Source organism: Pseudomonas sp. LBUM1679, from assembly GCF_059695565.1.
Genome location: NZ_CP166774.1, coordinates 4,342,483 through 4,359,367 on the forward strand (window position 1 = coordinate 4,342,483; position 16,885 = coordinate 4,359,367).

Genomic DNA, 16,885 nt, shown 5'->3' on the forward strand with positions numbered 1-16,885 from the left:
GTAGATTGCCTTCGCGGGCAAGCCCGCTCCCACAGTGATTCGTGGTGCTCATATTATTCATGTACGACACATAACCCTGTGGGAGCGGGCTCGCCCGCGATGGGGCCGGCACAGGCGAAATCTCGCCCGCTGAAACAATGTGATTCATGCTTTTTCCATCTACCTTGTAGGATTCTGCGACAGCTTGACGTTTGGCGATCCGGGGGCTGGCACGTATGATGCTTCACAAACTTCCGCAGATTAGAAGCCTATGTCCCTGATAGTTCTACTGCTTCTGCCCTTTGTCGGCAGCTGTCTGGCCGCCTTGCTGCCACACAACGCGCGAAACACCGAATCCTTGCTGGCTGGCCTGGTTGCCTTGATCGGCACCATCCAGGTCGCCCTGTTGTTCCCGCAAATCGCCGATGGCGGTGTGATTCGCGAAGAATTCTTCTGGTTGCCCAGCCTGGGCCTGAACTTCGTGCTGCGCATGGACGGTTTCGCTTGGCTGTTCTCGATGCTGGTCCTGGGCATCGGCACCCTGGTTTCCCTGTACGCCCGCTACTACATGTCGCCGGACGATCCGGTGCCACGCTTCTTTGCGTTTTTCCTGGCGTTCATGGGCGCCATGCTCGGCCTGGTGATCTCCGGCAACCTGATCCAGATCGTGTTTTTCTGGGAGCTGACCAGCCTCTTCTCGTTCCTGTTGATCGGTTACTGGCACCACCGCGCCGATGCACGGCGCGGCGCCTACATGGCGCTGATGGTCACCGGTGCCGGGGGGTTGTGCCTGCTGGCGGGGGTCATGCTGCTTGGCCATGTGGTCGGCAGCTATGACCTGGACAAGGTCCTGGCCGCCGGCGAACTGATTCGCGCACATGCCCTCTACCCTATCCTGCTGCCCCTGATCCTGATCGGCGCCTTGAGCAAAAGCGCGCAATTCCCCTTCCACTTCTGGCTGCCCCATGCCATGGCGGCGCCGACACCGGTCTCGGCCTATCTGCACTCGGCGACCATGGTCAAGGCCGGGGTGTTCCTGCTCGCACGGCTGTGGCCATCACTGTCCGGCAGCGAAGAATGGTTCTACATCGTCAGCGGCGCCGGCGCGTGCACCCTGCTGCTCGGCGCGTACTGCGCGATGTTCCAGAACGACCTCAAGGGCCTGCTGGCCTATTCGACCATCAGCCACCTGGGCCTGATTACCCTGCTGCTGGGGCTGAACAGTCCGCTGGCCGCCGTGGCCGCCGTGTTCCACATTTTCAACCACGCCACGTTCAAGGCCTCGCTGTTCATGGCCGCGGGAATCATCGACCACGAAAGCGGCACCCGTGACATTCGCAAGCTCAGCGGCCTGATCAAGCTGATTCCGTACACCGCCACCCTGGCCATGGTCGCCAGTGCCTCGATGGCCGGGGTACCGTTGCTCAACGGCTTCCTCTCCAAAGAGATGTTCTTCGCCGAAACCGTGTTCATCAACGCCACGGCCTGGATCGAGTTGACCCTGCCGATCGTCGCGACCATCGCCGGCACGTTCAGCGTCGCCTATTCCCTGCGCTTCACGGTCGATGTGTTCTTCGGCCCGACCGCCACCGATCTGCCGCACACCCCGCATGAACCGCCACGCTGGATGCGCGCGCCGGTGGAGTTGCTGGTGTTCGCCTGCCTGATCGTGGGGATTTTCCCGGCGCAGGTGGTCGGCCCGTTGCTGGCCGCCGCGGCGCAGCCCGTCGTGGGCGGCGTCTTGCCGGAGTATAGCCTGGCGATCTGGCACGGCTGGAACGCGCCGATGATCATGAGCCTGGTCGCCATGTCCGGCGGCATCGTGCTCTACCTGCTGCTGCGCAATCAACTCAAGCGCGGGCGCTTCAAGTACCCGCCACTGATCGGCCGGTTCAACGGCAAGCGCCTGTTCGAGCGCAGCCTGGAGGTCATGATGCGCCTGGCACGGCGTCTGGAGCGGCGGATCAGCACCAAGCGCCTGCAAACCCAACTGTTCCTGGTGGTGCTCGCCGCCGTGCTGGCCGGGTTGATCCCGATGCTCCACAGCAGCCTGAGCTGGGGCGACCGCCCGAAGATTGCGGGTTCGATCGTGTTCGTGACCTTGTGGCTGCTGGCGATTGCCTGCGCCCTCGGCGCGGCATGGCAGGCCAAGTATCACCGGCTCGCGGCCCTGACCATGGTCAGCGTCTGCGGCCTGATGACATGCGTCACGTTCGTCTGGTTCTCGGCGCCGGACCTGGCGCTGACGCAACTGGCGGTCGAAGTGGTGACCACGGTGTTGATCCTGCTGGGCCTGCGCTGGTTGCCGCGGCGGATCGAAGAGGTTTCACCGCTACCGAGCACGCTGCGCAAGGCACGCATTCGCCGTTTGCGCGACTTGCTGCTGTCGATCGCCGTCGGTGGCGGCATGGCGCTGCTGTCCTACGCCATGCTGACGCGCCAGACCCCGAACGACATTTCTTCGTTCTACCTCAGTCGCGCCCTGCCCGAAGGCGGCGGCAGCAACGTGGTCAACGTGATGCTGGTGGACTTCCGTGGCTTTGACACCCTCGGCGAGATCACCGTGCTGGCGGCCGTGGCGCTGACGGTGTTCGCCCTGTTGCGACGCTTCCGCCCACCGAAAGAAAGCCTGCAATTGCCGGCCCAGCAGCGCCTGCTGGCGCCCGACGTGGTCACCGACCTGGTCAACCCGCGTCACGCCAGCGACACCGCACTCGGCTTCATGATGGTGCCGGCGGTGCTGGTGCGCCTGCTGCTGCCGGTTGCCTTTGTGGTGTCGGTCTATCTGTTCATGCGCGGCCACAATCAACCGGGCGGCGGCTTTGTGGCGGGCCTGGTGATGTCGGTGGCGTTCATCCTGCAATACATGGTCGCCGGCACACAGTGGGTCGAGGCGCAAATGAGCCTGCGTCCGCTGCGCTGGATGGGCACCGGGCTGCTGTTTGCCACCGTTACGGGACTCGGGGCGATGGCGGCCGGTTATCCGTTCCTGACCACTCACACCTGGCATTTCGCTTTGCCGGTGTTCGGCGACATTCACATCGCCAGCGCGCTGTTCTTCGATATCGGTGTGTACGCCGTGGTGGTCGGTTCAACCCTGTTGATCCTCACCGCCCTCGCCCACCAATCGGTGCGGGGTCACAAGACCGCTGCCCTGCCCAGAGCCGTCGCTACCGAAGGAGCCGTCTGATGGAAGAAGTCATCGCAATCGCCATCGGCGTACTGGCCGCCTCCGGCGTCTGGCTGATCCTGCGACCACGGACGTTCCAGGTGGTCATGGGCCTGTGCCTGCTGTCCTACGGCGTCAACCTGTTCATCTTCAGCATGGGCAGCCTGTTCATCGGCAAGGAGCCGATCATCAAGGACGGCGTGCCGCAGGATTTGCTGCACTACACCGACCCGCTGCCGCAAGCGCTGGTGCTGACCGCCATCGTCATCAGCTTCGCCATGACCGCACTGTTCCTGGTGGTGTTGCTCGCGTCCCGGGGACTGACCGGCACCGACCATGTGGATGGCCGGGAGCCTAAAGAATGAATCTGATGCCGCACCTGATCGCTGCACCGATTCTGCTGCCGCTGCTGACCGCCGCGGTGATGCTGATGCTGGGCGAGAAACACCGGCCGCTGAAGGCCAGGATCAACCTGTTCTCCAGCCTGGTGGGCCTGGGCATCGCCGTGCTGTTGCTGCAATGGACCCAGGAAACGGGTATGCCCGGCTCCATCGGCGTGTACCTGCCGGGCAACTGGCAAGCGCCGTTCGGCATCGTGCTGGTGGTCGATCGCCTGTCGGCGCTGATGCTGGTGCTGACCGGGATCATCGGCGTCAGCGCCCTGCTGTTCGCGATGGCCCGCTGGGATGGCGCCGGTTCGAGTTTCCACGCGCTGTTCCAGATCCAGATGATGGGCCTGTATGGCGCGTTCCTGACGGCGGACCTGTTCAACCTGTTCGTGTTCTTCGAAGTGCTGCTGGCCGCCTCTTACGGCCTGATGCTGCATGGCTCGGGCCGGTCGCGGGTGTCGGCGGGGCTGCATTACATCTCGATCAACCTGCTGGCCTCGTCGCTGTTCCTGATTGGCGCAGCGCTGATCTACGGCGTCACCGGCACCCTGAACATGGCCGACCTGGCGCTGAAAATCCCCCTGGTGCCCGAAGCCGATCGCGGCCTGCTGCATGCCGGCGCGGCGATTCTCGCCGTGGCGTTCCTGGCCAAGGCCGGAATGTGGCCGCTGAACTTCTGGCTGGTCCCGGCCTATTCCGCCGCCAGCGCGCCGGTGGCGGCGATGTTCGCGATCATGACCAAGGTCGGCGTGTACACCCTGCTGCGCCTGTGGACCCTGCTATTCTCCGGCCAGGCCGGCGCGTCGGCGTACTTTGGCGGGGACTGGCTGATCTACGGCGGCATGGCGACCATCGTCTGTGCGGCGGTAGCGATCCTCGCCGCACAACGCCTGGAGCGCCTGGCCAGCCTGAGCATCCTGGTGTCGGCGGGGATTCTGCTGGCGGCCATCGGTTTTGCCCAACCCAACCTGATCGGCGCGGCCCTGTTCTATCTGGTCAGCTCGACCCTGGCCTTGAGCGCGCTGTTCCTGTTGGCCGAGTTGATCGAGCGTTCGCGTTCAGCCAATGAAATGCCGCTGTTCGATGACGGCGACCTGCTGCCGCGGCCGCTGGAATCCCTGCAGCCGCCCAAAGGCATCAACCTCGACGACGAACAGAAAGCCGTGGTCGGCCAGGTGATTCCCTGGACCATGGCGTTCCTTGGTTTGAGTTTCATCGCCTGCTCGCTGCTGATCATCGGCATGCCGCCGCTCTCCGGTTTCATCGGCAAACTCGGCCTGCTCAATGCCCTGCTCAACCCGCTGGGCCTGGGTCATTCCGGCGATGTACCGGTGTCGAACGCGGCGTGGGGCTTGCTGGCGCTGCTGATTATCTCCGGGCTGGCCTCCTTGATTGCCTTCTCGCGCCTGGGTATCCAGCGATTCTGGACCCCTGAAGAACGACCATCGCCCTTGCTGCGTCGCTTTGAATGCGTGCCGATCATCGCGCTGCTGGGCTTGAGCATCGCGCTCACGTTCAAGGCCGAGCCACTGCTGCGCTATACCCAGGCCGCCGCCGACGCCCTGAACAACCCGCAGCAGTACGTGATGGCAGTGCTCGGCACTCGCGCCATTCCAAGTCCGCAAGCCAAGACCGCACTGGCCGAGGTGCAACCATGAAGCGTCTGTTTCCCGCGCCGTGGTTGTCGCTGGCCCTGTGGTTGTTGTGGTTGGTGCTGAACATGTCGATGAGTCCCGGCAATCTGCTGCTGGGCGCGGTGCTGGGGTTCTGCGCGCCGTTGATGATGCGCAAACTGCGTCCGCTGCCGATCCGCATTCGTCGTCCCGGTGTCATCCTGCGCTTGTTCCTGCTGGTCGGGTGCGACGTGCTGGTGTCCAACCTCGCCGTGGCCTGGCGCGTGCTCAACGCCGGGCGTCGCCCACCGCGCTCGCGCTTCATCAAGGTGCCGCTGGACCTGCGCGATGCCAACGGCCTGGCGGCCCTGTCGATGATCTGCACCGTGGTGCCCGGCACCGTCTGGTCGGAACTGGCGCTGGATCGCAGCATCCTGTTGCTGCACGTGTTCGATCTGGATGACGAAGCGCTGTTCATCCAGCACTTCAAGGCGACCTACGAGCGCCCCTTGATGGAGATCTTCGAATGAGCCCGTTGCTGTCGAACGCAATCCTGCTGAGCCTGTTCATCTTTTCCCTGGCGATGGTGCTGACCCTGATCCGGCTGTTCAAGGGCCCGTCGGCCCAGGACCGGGTCCTGGCACTGGATTACCTGTACATCGTCGCCATGCTGATGATGCTGACCCTGGGCATCCGTTATGCCAGTGACACCTACTTCGAGGCGGCGTTGCTGATCGCACTGTTCGGCTTCGTCGGCTCGTTTGCCCTGGCCAAATTCCTGCTGCGTGGCGAGGTGATCGAATGAATATGCAACTGTCGCTGTGGGTCGAGATTCCGGTGGCGATCCTGCTGGTGCTCAGCAGTCTGTTTGCGCTGATCGGTGCCATCGGCCTGCTGCGGATGAAGGATTACTTCCAGCGCATGCACCCGCCGGCCCTCGCCTCGACACTCGGCGCGTGGTGCGCGGCGCTGGCCTCGATCATTTATTTTTCCGCACTCAAGTCCGGGCCGGTACTGCATGCCTGGCTGATACCGATCCTGCTGGCGATCACGGTGCCGGTGACCACCTTGCTGCTGGCGCGGGCGGCGTTGTTCCGCAAGCGCATGGCCGGGGATGATGTGCCGGCGGAGGTGAGTAGTCGGCGTACGGAAAGCGGGGGTCAGGTTTAAAGATTTGTGCTGATAGACAGGGCCTCATCGCGGGCAAGCCCGCTCCCACAGGTCCAGTGGCGGACACCAAGTGTATGTACGACACCCCATCACTGTGGGAGCGGGCTTGCCCGCGATAGCAATAGATCAGACAACGCAGTAAGTCCGGTTGACCTTAAATCCAGGCCACTGCCAACAACCCCGCCCCCAACACCACACACAACGGCGAATAAGCCCAGGTATCCAACCGGGCAAACCGCGAATCCTTGACCTGCTTGAAAAACCCCACCAGATTCGAATCGCCGATCGCCCGGGCGAACATCAGCATCGCGATGGCGCTGATCACCCATTGCAGCGCCCCGTGATGCACCCTGGGCAGATACAGGCCGACCCGCAGGCACACCAGCATCGCGATCAGCAGCAAGCCGACCGCCACCAGCAGCGTGGCAAAGCCCGAAGGCTTGAACGCCGGCCTGGACCGGGCGCCGCTCTCCCCGGGCAAGATCGGCACTGCGGCCTCACTGCCGATCTTGCCACCCGCCGCCCAGTACAGGTGAATCAGGCTGATCAACAGGAAGATGGCAGCCATCCATTGCGCAATTATCAGGCTCATGTTCAGACGTCCAGCGTAAAATGTCGCAGCAGGATGAACTTCCTTGAACGATTTTGTAAGGGTTGGTGATCGACGGTGGTAAAGTGCCGCTCCATGAAAATCGCCCGCACCGATCGCTCACTCATTGCCTGGATGCTCTATTGCTGCGTCCTGTTCAATGTGTTCGCCTGCAGCATCGGTCATGGGCAGATGGTCGGGGAGCAGCTCAACGGCATCGGCGGCCAGTTCTGTACGGTCGACCCGGCCACCCAGGCACCGGCCTCATCCAACACCCCCGAAGACAAACTGCCGACCCTGTCCCAAGCCTTCGGTTGTCCGCTGTGCTCCACCGGTGGCATGGGCCCGGCGCTCAATTCCAGCGCGACCCTGGCGATCCTCCCCGAGCAACACAGCCCGCCATTGGCCGTCATCGCCAGTGCCGACCTCCCTGCCCGCTTCACCTGGCCTTCGGCCAACCCTCGCGCCCCGCCTTTCACCTGAGTCTCCTTGCCTTTTCCGTTCAGCTCACTGCGCCAACGCGTGGCGTTTGCCTGTGCGCTGTTCCCTAGCCAAGCATTCAGGATTCATCGATGAAAACCATTTCTTTGCTGGCAAGCCTGTTCGGCTGCCTGTCCGTTAACGCCTGGGCGCAATCCACGGTCGAGCTCACCCCCATCACGGTTGATGGAGAGGCTGCGACTGAACCGGGCCTGAGCCTCGATCAATCCAGTGGCATGGCCTCGCACCTGGGCTTGAGCCTGCGTGACACCCCCGCTTCGGTAGCGATCGCCAACCGCAACGACATCGAGCGCCACGGTGCGCAAAACTTCCAGGACGCCGCCAACACCTTGCCCGGCGTGAATGCCAGTGCACCGCCGGGCTTTGGCGGCTTCGTGTCCTACCGGGGGTTTACCAGCAGTCAGATCACCCAGATGTTCAACGGCATCAACGTCTCCGGCGGTCTCGCCCGGCCGGTCGACGCCTGGATCTATGACCGGGTGGAACTGGTCGGTGGCCCATCGTCATTGATCAATGGCGCCGGCTCCGTGGGCGGTTCACTGAACTACGTGACCAAACTGGCCACCCGTGCAGAGCAGGCCGTCGAAGGTCGGGTCAGCTACGGCACTTACGACACCACCGAGACCGCGTTCGGTCTCAACCACGCCCTGAGCGAGGCAGGCGCGGACGTGCAGCACTACGCCCGCGTCGACGTCAGCCACAACACCGGCAACGGCTACATCGACCGCCAGGAACGCGATGCGTGGAGCGTGGCGTTCTCCTTGCTCAGCGACCTGACACCGAACCTGTCCCACACCCTGGCCCTGGAATATCAGGACGAGCACGAAGACAGCCCTTACTGGGGCACACCGGTACTCAATCCCAAGGCCGGCGAACTGAAAATCGACAGGCACAACCGCTTCAACAACTACAACGTCGAGGATGGCCGATACGAACAACGGACGATCTGGGTCCGCTCGATCATCGACTACCGGATCAACGACAGCACCAGCCTGCGCAACACCCTCTATCACCTCGACAGCCAGCGCGATTACCGCAACCTGGAAACCTACCAGTACAACGCCGACAACAGCGCGGTGAACCGCTCCACGGCGTATCAGGTGCGGCACCAGGGCGAGCAGAACGGCAACCAGTTCGAACTGCGCCACGACAACACCCTGTTCGGCCTGGACACCACCTGGTCCGGCGGTTTCGAGTACAAGGTCAACCAGACCACCAACTCGCCGCTGAACGTCAAAGGCGCAAGCACGGTCGATCCGGACAACTTTGAGCCGGGGCATTTCTACGACATTGCGGGCACCCGACCGGGTTTCGTCAGCGACAAGACCAACCAGGTCACCACCAAGGCCCTGTTCGTCGAAAACCGCCTGGCGCTGACCGACAAGCTGGCGTTGCTGACCGGCCTGCGTTACGACGACATCGACCTGGACGTGACCAATCACCGGGAAGTGACCGCCAGCAATCCCCGGCACGTGAAACGCAGCTGGGAGCCGGTGACCGGTCGGGTCGGCCTGACCTACCAGTTCATTCCCGCCGCCAACGTCTATGTGCAATACAGCACCGCCGCCGAACAGCCCAATGGTACCCAGGACTTCGACGTATCCACCGGCAAGCAATGGGAAGTGGGCAGCAAGTTCGATTATCTGGACGGGCGTGGGTCGGCGACGGTGGCGGCGTATACGATCGAGCGCAAGGACTTCGCGGTGACCGATCCACTGGACCCGACCCTCAGCATTCCAGTGGGGCAGCAGACCTCCAGGGGCATTGAGTTGGCCAGTTCGTTGCGCATCACCGACAAATTGCTGGCCGAGGGTAACTTCGCCTGGGTTGATGCCCGGTACGACGCATTCACCGAGAAGAACGCCGCGGGCGTGGTGGTTTCCCGCAAAGGCAATACACCGACCAACGTGCCGGACCGGGTCGGCAATCTGTGGCTGACCTATGACTTCGCGCCGCAATGGCGAGGCGGCGTCGATGCGCGGTACGTGGCTTCGGTATTTGCCGACAGCGCCAATACCCTGACTGTGCCGTCATACACGCTGTTTGGCACATTCCTTAGCTATAAGGTCGATCAGCACACCACCGTCACTGGCCGCGTGCGCAACCTGACCAACGAGGTGTATGCCGAGTTTGCCCATGTGTCGCCGGCGTATTACCTCGGGACACCGCGGACCTTCGAATTGGCAGTGCAGACCCGGTTTTAACCTTGATCTACCGGATGCACCGGCTTCCTGTAGGAGCTGCCGCAGGTTCGGGCCGCGTTCGGACGATCTTTTGATCTTGCCATTATAAGCAAAGTCAAAAGATCGTCCGAACGCGGCCCGAACCTGCGGCAGCTCCTACGGGATTTATGTGCACCCGAGAATTCCCAGGTGTCCATAAATCGGTTTATTTCAGTTCGGCCGCCACTTTATCCGCCACATCCTTGGGCACCCAAGCCCGCCACACCTCCGGGTGCGCCTTCATGAACGCCTCCGCCGCCTGCCGTGGGGCGGTGTGTTTTTCGCTCATCTCGGCCAGGGCCTTGTTCAACGGGTCGATCGGTAAATCGACCTTGCTGAAGAACTCGGCGATCTGCGGGTACTGTTTCTGGAAGGGCGTGGACACGCCGATGGAGAGCTTCGAGGCCAGCGAGCGCGTCGGTTTCGGATTCGGGTTATCGGCGTCGGTCAGGGTTTTCCAGGCGTCGGCATCGAACGGCGGCTCTTGCAGCTGAATCAGCTTGAAGCGGCCAAGCAATGGCGTCGGCGACCAGTAATAGAACAGGACCGGCTTGCCGCGGCGAATCGACGAACTGATCTCCGCATCCAGTGCTGCCCCCGAGCCGCTGCGAAAATTCACATAACTGTCGTCCAGGCCATAGGCCTTGAGCTTCTGCTTGTTGACCACTTCCGAGGTCCAGCCGATCGGGCTGTTGAGAAAGCGCCCCTTGCCCGGGGTTTCCGGATCGCTGAACACGCCCTTGTATTTGGGCAGGTCGCTGACACTGCGCAGGTCCGGCGCCAGCGGCTTGATGCCTTTGGCCGGGTCACCCTTGATCACATATTCGGGCACCCACCAGCCTTCGGTCGCGCCCTTGACCGTATCGCCCAGGCTCACCACTTTGCCTTCGGCCTCGGCCTTGACCCACACCGGACTGCGACCGGCCCATTCCTCGCCAATGACCTGAATATCATTGTTGGCCAGGGCGGTTTCCAGGGTGATGGTCGTCCCCGGCAAGGTATCGGTCGGCAAGCCGTAGCCCTTCTCGACGATGATCCGCAGGATGTCGGTGATCAGGCTGCCGCTTTCCCAGTTCAGGTCGGCAAAATGGATCGGCGCCTGGGCAGCGAACACTGGAACGGGTGAAGCCAACAACCCGAACGTGGCCAGGGTAGCGGCCAGCAGCCGTCGAAATCCGTTCATGGTTTTGCACCTCGTGCTGTTCACAGCAATGGCAGGATGGCCTGGCAGAAGACCGCAAAGCCTCTGAATACTCAGTCAACTGACTGTAGTAGAGGTTCCTGCTTTCGAGGGCATTACTCGCTGGCCTTGAAGGTCACCAGTTCACCCTTGCGCCATTTGGCAGCCTTGGCGGTAACGGCTTTCAGGGTTTTGGTCAGGCCCTCCTGCAACTGCTGGTGGGCAGCAAACACCATCACCACGCTATGGCCTTCCTTGAACAGGATGCCGTGACCGTCGGCGCTGGTCACGAACGCGTAATCGCCCAGCCCGTAGACCGTCAGCTTGATTTCGCGGAACTTGATGTCCAGCTTGCCGCCTTCGCGACTGGGCAGTACGGAGGCACTGAAATGATCGCCGACCTTGAGCTTGAGTCCTGGCTTGTCGTCTACCACCAGCGCTGACTCGGTATCGATTTCGGCAATGTAAATGCCTTCAGCGTTCTGTTCGGTGATGTAAACGAAACGTGACTGGAACTGTTTGACCAGCTTTGCGCGCAAATCACCCAACACGAACAAGGCATGCATATCGAGATTACTTACTGCCAAGGAAACATCCCCACATCTGAAAATGATGCCGCACACGGAAAAAGCGCACAGCAGAAAAAAGCGGCAATGCCGAGGGTTTAGCCAAATGACCCGGTTGAAATCCTGAGGATGGCTGAGCGCTCATCCACCGCGAGGCGTGAAAAGACTACTGGAATGTCATTCGCGTCGTCTTGCCTGGCGTTCGTCAGAGGTTGAAGGAAAACGCCCTGCTAACGGTCAGAAAAAACGGATTACTAACTTTAGGGAAAAAACGCTAAAAAAAAAGCACTTTTCTGACATATCGCCAGCAAAAAATTGCTTTAGATAAACATCAATCGCCAACCAGTGGTGGTGATTCTAGAGCAGCGATGCTCACCGAGACTAGCCAAAACGAAGTACACGCGTCGGCAAAACTACGAAAAGGACTTCCCATGTGCACACTGACCCACTTCGCTCAACCTCAGCCATCCTACACCAGCGGTCTGGCGCCCCGGCCCCCGACGGTGTTCCCGCCCCATGACTTTCCCGCGCCACCCCCTGTTGCACCGCGGTTCCAGGTGGTTCTGGCGGGCAATGCCTTCTTCCATATCAAGGAAATCGCCACGGGCTATGTAAGAGGTTTCCGCGGCGACCATAACGAAGCCTGCGCCCTCGCCCGCGCCCTCGAGTCGCGCATTTGACACGCCTGCGACCTTCATCCCCATAGACGTTTCGTCATGCCGGCGACTTAACTCAGCCGCCGGCAGGCAACTACTGCCATACTGGCCGACCAAACGAACCGCAACCCCAGGGCGGGCGGCGTTCGACACAGCATAATATTTCCAAGGGAAGGCGGCTACGTGACGGAATTTGATATCGGTGAATTTTTTATCCGGGGCGAAGCCAGAGAGGTCGAAGGCGAATTCCAGGCAGTCATTATCATGCGCGCCAAACCACCGCTGACCACCGTGACCTATCACCAGGTCGAGAAGGATCGCTGGTTCAAGACCTCCGACGTCGCCGCCATCGCCGCCCAGGATGCCGCCAAAGCCCTGAAGGTTGCTGTCGATGAAGGCGCATTGAAAGCCTGATCAGCGGTTTGCAGTCTATGCTCATTCCTGCTTTCGAACATCGCTATCGAACTCCTGAAGCGCGGCTCCCTCAGATGCAATGACGCCGCACCTCAGATCTCGCATCCGCGTGACCAGCAAGGAGATGAAGATGGATTCACCTACACACGACTTGAAAGGCTTGTTCGACCAGCTCGGCCTGGATTCCACCGAGAAAGCCATCGACGATTTCATCGCCAGCCATTCCCCGCTGCCCGATGATAAGAAACTCATCGATGCCGAGTTCTGGACACCGCAGCAAGCCGGCTTTCTGAAAGAGCAATTGCGCGAAGACGCGGATTGGGCGCGGGTGGTCGACGACCTCAACCTGCGCATGCACCAGGTTCACTAGCCGCTGATTCAATGCAGGCTGTCGGGTGTTCCGGCGCTCAATTGCGCGAGCCAGGCAGCCCTGCACTCTTGCGCCTCTTCGCGACTGGAAAACGCCGTCCCCCGGCGTTCGCCATCCAGCAGTACCACCCAGCAGACTCTCTGACCCATCGCACGCAAGCTGGCGGGCACTCCGCTGCCAATCATCACCGCTACATCGACCCTGCCTTGCATGCTGACCTCGTGAATTTCATTAGCAACCTAACTATGTAGGCAGAATAATGAGTCCATTCGCGAAGAAACAGTCACAGGCCTGCACATCTTTTTTGCGTAACACGTAACAATCAGGCCTCAACGAGGGTTTTCCGGCTGGTAGCCCAGGCGCAGTCCACCCCAATGTCGGCCCTTGAGCATGATCGGCACCGAGAGATCGTGCATCAGCTCACCGGTGTCGCGGGTATAGGTTTGCAGCAGCACGGCCTGTTGATGGCTGCCACAGCGGATCCCGGTGCGGTCGGCGAACTTGCGTTTGGTGCGGTTGTTCAGAGAGTCGACCTGCGCGTCGCCGGTCAATGGCTGACTGAAGGCCTTGTTATGGGTCGGCACATAGCCTTGCTGGGTGCAGGCAATGGCGAACACCAGGCCCTCATGGCGCGGCAGCAACGATTCCTGGATCGCCGGCAGGACCTGATCGGTGTAGCGGTCGAAACGGGTCTGGTATTTGGCCGGGCGGGTGTTGGGGATCGCCTGGTAATTGCGATCGAACAGGTCGTCGAGGCTGACTCGGCCCTCGTCGATATCCGCTTCGAAGCGCGCCGAAATCTGTTTCGCGCCTTCACGGGCCAGGTCATAAATACGCTGGTGATAGTCATCCAGTCCGACTTCGGCGAGACGCTCGCTGATGGTTTCGGCCTGACCTTCCATCTGCACCGCCGCCTGGGCCAGGTGCCGGGTCTGTTGGTCGCTGACCGCCAAGTCGCTGCGCATCTGCTCGATCGCATGGAACAGGCTGTCGAGTTGCTCGCGGTTGGTCTGCGCGCCCTTGGCGATGTCCCCGACCTGGCTTTCGACGCCGGCCGCCAGACGCGCGATGTCTTGCAGGTGATTTCCAGTGTGCTCGACCTGTTCGACGCCAATGTCGAGATCGCTGGACAGCTGGCGGATCTGCTCCACCACTTGCGCGGTGCGTTGGCGGATATCGGAGACCATCTCTCCGACTTCGCCAGTGGCCGTCGCCGTGCGTGCGGCCAGAGCACGAACTTCATCGGCCACCACCGCAAACCCGCGACCGTGTTCCCCGGCCCGCGCCGCTTCGATCGCCGCGTTCAAGGCCAGCAGATTGGTCTGACTGGCGATGGACTGGATCACCAGGGTCACCCGTTGGATATCGTCGCTGCGCAGGCTCAGGGCTTCGATCAGCTCCCGGCTGTTGCTGGCGCGCTGGCTGAGCTGATGCATGCGGGCAATGGACTCGATCAGCTCCGTGCGCCCTGTCGCGCTGCTGCGGTGAGCCTCGCTGGCCGCACTCAGGGCTTGGTGGCTGAGGGTCGAAGTGGCTTGTTCGGTGGCGATCATCACTTCGGCATTGCTGACGATCCGCGCGGCGGCACTGAGTTGCGATTGCAGCCTGTCGGCCAGTTGCTTGACCGAATAGGCCACGCCGGCGGCCGACAATGCGTTATGACTGGTGGTGTAGGAAAGATCGCGAGTCAACTCGCCAAGGGCGTCGGCGTTGTCGGCAGGGGTTTGGGTGATGGGTCGCGAGCGCAGGCGCGGCAACCAGATAATCAGCACGGCCAATGGCAGGCCAAGATAGAGCGACCCGCCACCCAGCGCCATGCCACACAACAGGAGCATCAGGGCGATGCTTTGCAGGGTCGGCGTGAGCCACTGTTTTTTCGGCAGAAGTACGGCTGCGGGCACTGCCCCGGCCAGAGACCCGTCTCGCGTCATCATCGTCACCCCATGTAGCTTCTAATTGTTGTAACCGCATTAAACGCCACTACAGGGCCATTATCTATGGTCCGTTAGTAGTGGGCATTGCAGCAGATCAATAGAAGTGCGCGGGGTTTTTCGCAGACGTCGAAAAGCATCGCGGGCAAGTCGGATCGCCGCACCGCCGCCCCCACAAGGTTTACATTGAACCTGTGGGAGCGGGCTTGCCCGCGATGGGGGCGCTACTGAATCGCGCTACTGAATCAGGCCTGACGCTGGTGCTTGTCGATCTGCTCGTGACGCTCTTGAGCTTCGATGCAGTACTTGGTGGTCGGGCTGATCAGCAGGCGCTTGAGGCCAATGGCCTCGCCGCTGTCGTCGCACCAGCCGAAGCTGTCTTCCTTGATGCGCTCCAGCGCCTGTTCCAACTGAGGCAGCATGCGCTGGTCGCGATCGATCGCGTTGACCAGCCAGGTGCGCTCTTCTTCGACAGACGCAGCGTCAGCCGGGTCGGCCGGGGTATCCAGGCTCTCGATGGCGATGCGGTTCTGTTCGATGCGTTCGTGGGTTTCGACTTTCATGTTCTGCAACAGCTCGGAGAAAAAAGCATGTTGCTCGGCATTCATGTAGTCATCCGCCGGCATGGCCAGCAACTTGTCCTTTGTCATTGATTTCTCTATAAAAAAACGTGCATTAAGGCGAATAAGGGAGCGTTCCGGCGGACCTGGTCGGTCAGCGGAAAGGCGCCAGTTGTTCCAAGCGCCACCCGGCACTCAATTTACGAGGGGCGGCAGTCTAAGGCCGACTTGAGGCCTCAGCAACTGAAAAGACAGCGAATTCGTCCGACAAAGCCCCAAAAGTGCTCTATGGCAGGCGATGCGGTGGTTATCGGAGTGCGTTTATAGCAAGAAATTCCATCGAGCGGCTTTACAGAGAAGACAAACGGCTGCGCCACGCGGGTCAGGCGTGGCGCATTTTGCAGTTTGCTGCGGTTTCAGCGCTTGAGTTTACGCTTGTTGCGGTATTGGTCGATCACCACCGCAACCACAATGATCAATCCCTTGATGATGTCCTGAATATACGCATCAACCCCGACAAAGGTAAAGCCGCTGGCCATCACCCCGAGTATCAATGCGCCGATCACGGTGCCGGTGATGCGCCCCACGCCGCCGGCCAGGCTGGTGCCGCCGATCACTGCCGCGGCAATCGCGTCCAGCTCATACGACATGCCCATCCCGGCCTGCCCGGTCGCGGCGCGTGCCGAAGCCACCACCCCTGCCAGGCCGGCAAGCAGCCCGGCGATGCTGTAGACGATCACCAGATGGCGCTTGACGTTGATCCCCGAGGTGCGCGCCGCCTGCATGTTGCCGCCGATGGCGTAGGTGTACTTGCCGTACTTGGTGTAACGCAACGCGATGTGAAAGATCAACGCGACCACCAGGAAAATCACCACCGGCATCGCGCCGTGGCCGATGGCGGTGTAGGAGTCCGAGAGCATGCTCACCGGCTGGCCTTCGGTGTAGTAACGCGCCAGTCCGCGCGCCGAGACCATCATGCCGAGGGTGGCAATGAACGGTGGAATGCCGGTGATGGCAATGATGCTGCCGTTGATCGCCCCCGCCAGCAACCCCACTCCAAGCCCCGCGATCACCGGAATCCACACCGGCAAGTCGGTCAGCGAGGGGAACACCGCTCGGGCAAAGTCGGAGGTCTGGGCCAGGCTGGCGGCGATCATCGCCGACAGCGCCAGCACCGAGCCGGAGGACAGGTCGATCCCCGTGGTAATGATGACCTGAGTGACGCCGATGGCCAGCAGGCCGATGATCGACACTTGCAGGATCATCAGCACCAGGCGCTGGGAGTTCATCAGGAAGCTCTGGTCGCGCACGATCCAGCCGAACACTTCGAACACCAGGCCGATGCCGATCAGCACCAGGAAGATACTCAGTTCGGTCGGAAAGCGCCGGCGACTCTTGACCGGTACCGTTGCTGGCTTGTTTTCCAGTATCGCGTTCATAACCCATCACCCTTAAAATGAAATCCGTGTGGCGAGAGAGCTTGCTTGTGGCGAGGGAGCTTGCTCCCGTTGGACTGCGCAGCAGTCCCATTCTTTTGGGGCCGCTTCGCGTCCCCGCGGGAGCAAGCTCCCTCGCC

Annotated in this window: 18 protein-coding genes; 11 read left to right on the plus strand and 7 right to left on the minus strand. The window is 61.5% G+C overall.

The window, feature by feature from the left end; all coding sequences use genetic code 11:
- Positions 1-250: 250 nt before the first annotated feature.
- From ACA062_RS19715 to ACA062_RS19740, 6 genes are read left to right on the plus strand one after another with little or no spacing between them, the layout of a single operon-like run.
- Positions 251-3,169, plus strand: coding sequence for a monovalent cation/H+ antiporter subunit A (locus tag ACA062_RS19715; RefSeq protein ID WP_497452600.1), 2,919 nt, complete (start codon positions 251-253; stop codon positions 3,167-3,169).
- Positions 3,169-3,513 carry a Na+/H+ antiporter subunit C gene (locus tag ACA062_RS19720; RefSeq protein WP_007986256.1) on the plus strand — a complete coding sequence of 115 codons (345 nt, stop codon included), beginning with the start codon at positions 3,169-3,171 and terminating at the stop codon, positions 3,511-3,513. The genes ACA062_RS19715 and ACA062_RS19720 overlap by 1 nt, the downstream gene beginning before the upstream one ends.
- Positions 3,510-5,195, plus strand: coding sequence for a monovalent cation/H+ antiporter subunit D (locus ACA062_RS19725; RefSeq protein ID WP_497452601.1), 1,686 nt, complete (start codon positions 3,510-3,512; stop codon positions 5,193-5,195). The genes ACA062_RS19720 and ACA062_RS19725 overlap by 4 nt, the downstream gene beginning before the upstream one ends.
- A complete protein-coding gene (locus ACA062_RS19730; RefSeq protein WP_497452602.1) occupies positions 5,192-5,680 on the plus strand; it encodes a Na+/H+ antiporter subunit E in 489 nt (162 codons plus the stop codon). The genes ACA062_RS19725 and ACA062_RS19730 overlap by 4 nt, the downstream gene beginning before the upstream one ends.
- Positions 5,677-5,955 (plus strand): K+/H+ antiporter subunit F, encoded by a 279-nt coding sequence (locus ACA062_RS19735; RefSeq protein ID WP_045060409.1) that lies wholly within the window; start codon positions 5,677-5,679, stop codon positions 5,953-5,955. The genes ACA062_RS19730 and ACA062_RS19735 overlap by 4 nt, the downstream gene beginning before the upstream one ends.
- On the plus strand, positions 5,952-6,320 hold the full coding sequence (locus ACA062_RS19740) for a Na+/H+ antiporter subunit G (RefSeq protein ID WP_497452603.1): 369 nt from the start codon (positions 5,952-5,954) through the stop codon (positions 6,318-6,320). The genes ACA062_RS19735 and ACA062_RS19740 overlap by 4 nt, the downstream gene beginning before the upstream one ends.
- 154 nt (positions 6,321-6,474) lie before the next feature.
- On the opposite strand, the gene ACA062_RS19745 is transcribed toward ACA062_RS19740, so the two are convergent.
- Positions 6,475-6,912 carry a DUF3995 domain-containing protein gene (locus ACA062_RS19745; RefSeq protein WP_497452604.1) on the minus strand — a complete coding sequence of 146 codons (438 nt, stop codon included), beginning with the start codon at positions 6,910-6,912 and terminating at the stop codon, positions 6,475-6,477.
- Between the two features lie 93 nt (positions 6,913-7,005).
- On the opposite strand from ACA062_RS19745, the gene ACA062_RS19750 reads away from it, so the two are divergent.
- Both ACA062_RS19750 and ACA062_RS19755 read left to right on the plus strand, forming a co-directional pair.
- A complete protein-coding gene (locus ACA062_RS19750; protein ID WP_497452605.1) occupies positions 7,006-7,392 on the plus strand; it encodes a DUF2946 domain-containing protein in 387 nt (128 codons plus the stop codon).
- 89 nt (positions 7,393-7,481) lie between these two features.
- Positions 7,482-9,614, plus strand: a complete 2,133-nt coding sequence (locus tag ACA062_RS19755) for a TonB-dependent receptor (RefSeq protein ID WP_497452606.1) — start codon at positions 7,482-7,484, stop codon at positions 9,612-9,614.
- 184 nt (positions 9,615-9,798) lie between these two features.
- Here the strand turns inward: ACA062_RS19755 and ACA062_RS19760 are convergent, their stop codons facing one another.
- The gene (locus tag ACA062_RS19760; protein WP_497452607.1) at positions 9,799-10,815 is read right to left on the minus strand and encodes an ABC transporter substrate-binding protein; all 1,017 of its coding nucleotides are present in this window, start codon (positions 10,813-10,815) and stop codon (positions 9,799-9,801) included.
- A gap of 113 nt (positions 10,816-10,928) precedes the next feature.
- The gene (locus ACA062_RS19765; RefSeq protein WP_497452608.1) at positions 10,929-11,399 is read right to left on the minus strand and encodes a hypothetical protein; all 471 of its coding nucleotides are present in this window, start codon (positions 11,397-11,399) and stop codon (positions 10,929-10,931) included.
- A gap of 410 nt (positions 11,400-11,809) precedes the next feature.
- Between ACA062_RS19765 and ACA062_RS19770 the strand changes: the two genes are divergently transcribed.
- From ACA062_RS19770 to ACA062_RS19780, 3 genes are all read left to right on the plus strand, one after another.
- The gene (locus tag ACA062_RS19770; protein WP_497452609.1) at positions 11,810-12,058 is read left to right on the plus strand and encodes a hypothetical protein; all 249 of its coding nucleotides are present in this window, start codon (positions 11,810-11,812) and stop codon (positions 12,056-12,058) included.
- 159 nt (positions 12,059-12,217) lie between these two features.
- Positions 12,218-12,448 (plus strand): hypothetical protein, encoded by a 231-nt coding sequence (locus ACA062_RS19775; protein WP_134099586.1) that lies wholly within the window; start codon positions 12,218-12,220, stop codon positions 12,446-12,448.
- Between the two features lie 130 nt (positions 12,449-12,578).
- Positions 12,579-12,818 carry a DUF2789 domain-containing protein gene (locus ACA062_RS19780; protein WP_128870127.1) on the plus strand — a complete coding sequence of 80 codons (240 nt, stop codon included), beginning with the start codon at positions 12,579-12,581 and terminating at the stop codon, positions 12,816-12,818.
- Between the two features lie 8 nt (positions 12,819-12,826).
- On the opposite strand, the gene ACA062_RS19785 is transcribed toward ACA062_RS19780, so the two are convergent.
- The 4 genes from ACA062_RS19785 to ACA062_RS19800 all read right to left on the minus strand — a co-directional run bounded on the left by ACA062_RS19785 (position 12,827) and on the right by ACA062_RS19800 (position 16,748).
- Positions 12,827-13,030, minus strand: a complete 204-nt coding sequence (locus ACA062_RS19785) for a hypothetical protein (protein ID WP_128870126.1) — start codon at positions 13,028-13,030, stop codon at positions 12,827-12,829.
- A gap of 117 nt (positions 13,031-13,147) precedes the next feature.
- A complete protein-coding gene (locus tag ACA062_RS19790) occupies positions 13,148-14,752 on the minus strand; it encodes a methyl-accepting chemotaxis protein (protein ID WP_497452610.1) in 1,605 nt (534 codons plus the stop codon).
- A gap of 242 nt (positions 14,753-14,994) precedes the next feature.
- A complete protein-coding gene (locus tag ACA062_RS19795; RefSeq protein WP_007907888.1) occupies positions 14,995-15,399 on the minus strand; it encodes a TraR/DksA family transcriptional regulator in 405 nt (134 codons plus the stop codon).
- Positions 15,400-15,725: 326 nt separating this feature from the next.
- On the minus strand, positions 15,726-16,748 hold the full coding sequence (locus ACA062_RS19800) for an ABC transporter permease (RefSeq protein ID WP_497452611.1): 1,023 nt from the start codon (positions 16,746-16,748) through the stop codon (positions 15,726-15,728).
- Positions 16,749-16,885: the final 137 nt, after the last annotated feature.

What these genes read in the sequence shown, in the direction of transcription:
- ACA062_RS19720 (WP_007986256.1), top strand. Translation starts at nt 3,169, where the DNA reads ATGGAAGAAGTCATCGCAATCGCCATCGGCGTACTGGCCGCCTCCGGC.
- ACA062_RS19740 (WP_497452603.1), top strand. Translation starts at nt 5,952, where the DNA reads ATGAATATGCAACTGTCGCTGTGGGTCGAGATTCCGGTGGCGATCCTG.
- ACA062_RS19745 (WP_497452604.1), bottom strand. Translation starts at nt 6,912, where the DNA reads ATGAGCCTGATAATTGCGCAATGGATGGCTGCCATCTTCCTGTTGATC.
- ACA062_RS19730 (WP_497452602.1), top strand. Translation starts at nt 5,192, where the DNA reads ATGAAGCGTCTGTTTCCCGCGCCGTGGTTGTCGCTGGCCCTGTGGTTG.
- ACA062_RS19750 (WP_497452605.1), top strand. Translation starts at nt 7,006, where the DNA reads ATGAAAATCGCCCGCACCGATCGCTCACTCATTGCCTGGATGCTCTAT.
- ACA062_RS19725 (WP_497452601.1), top strand. Translation starts at nt 3,510, where the DNA reads ATGAATCTGATGCCGCACCTGATCGCTGCACCGATTCTGCTGCCGCTG.
- ACA062_RS19760 (WP_497452607.1), bottom strand. Translation starts at nt 10,815, where the DNA reads ATGAACGGATTTCGACGGCTGCTGGCCGCTACCCTGGCCACGTTCGGG.
- ACA062_RS19785 (WP_128870126.1), bottom strand. Translation starts at nt 13,030, where the DNA reads ATGCAAGGCAGGGTCGATGTAGCGGTGATGATTGGCAGCGGAGTGCCC.
- ACA062_RS19770 (WP_497452609.1), top strand. Translation starts at nt 11,810, where the DNA reads ATGTGCACACTGACCCACTTCGCTCAACCTCAGCCATCCTACACCAGC.
- ACA062_RS19795 (WP_007907888.1), bottom strand. Translation starts at nt 15,399, where the DNA reads ATGACAAAGGACAAGTTGCTGGCCATGCCGGCGGATGACTACATGAAT.
- ACA062_RS19755 (WP_497452606.1), top strand. Translation starts at nt 7,482, where the DNA reads ATGAAAACCATTTCTTTGCTGGCAAGCCTGTTCGGCTGCCTGTCCGTT.
- ACA062_RS19800 (WP_497452611.1), bottom strand. Translation starts at nt 16,748, where the DNA reads ATGAACGCGATACTGGAAAACAAGCCAGCAACGGTACCGGTCAAGAGT.
- ACA062_RS19735 (WP_045060409.1), top strand. Translation starts at nt 5,677, where the DNA reads ATGAGCCCGTTGCTGTCGAACGCAATCCTGCTGAGCCTGTTCATCTTT.
- ACA062_RS19790 (WP_497452610.1), bottom strand. Translation starts at nt 14,752, where the DNA reads ATGATGACGCGAGACGGGTCTCTGGCCGGGGCAGTGCCCGCAGCCGTA.
- ACA062_RS19780 (WP_128870127.1), top strand. Translation starts at nt 12,579, where the DNA reads ATGGATTCACCTACACACGACTTGAAAGGCTTGTTCGACCAGCTCGGC.
- ACA062_RS19715 (WP_497452600.1), top strand. Translation starts at nt 251, where the DNA reads ATGTCCCTGATAGTTCTACTGCTTCTGCCCTTTGTCGGCAGCTGTCTG.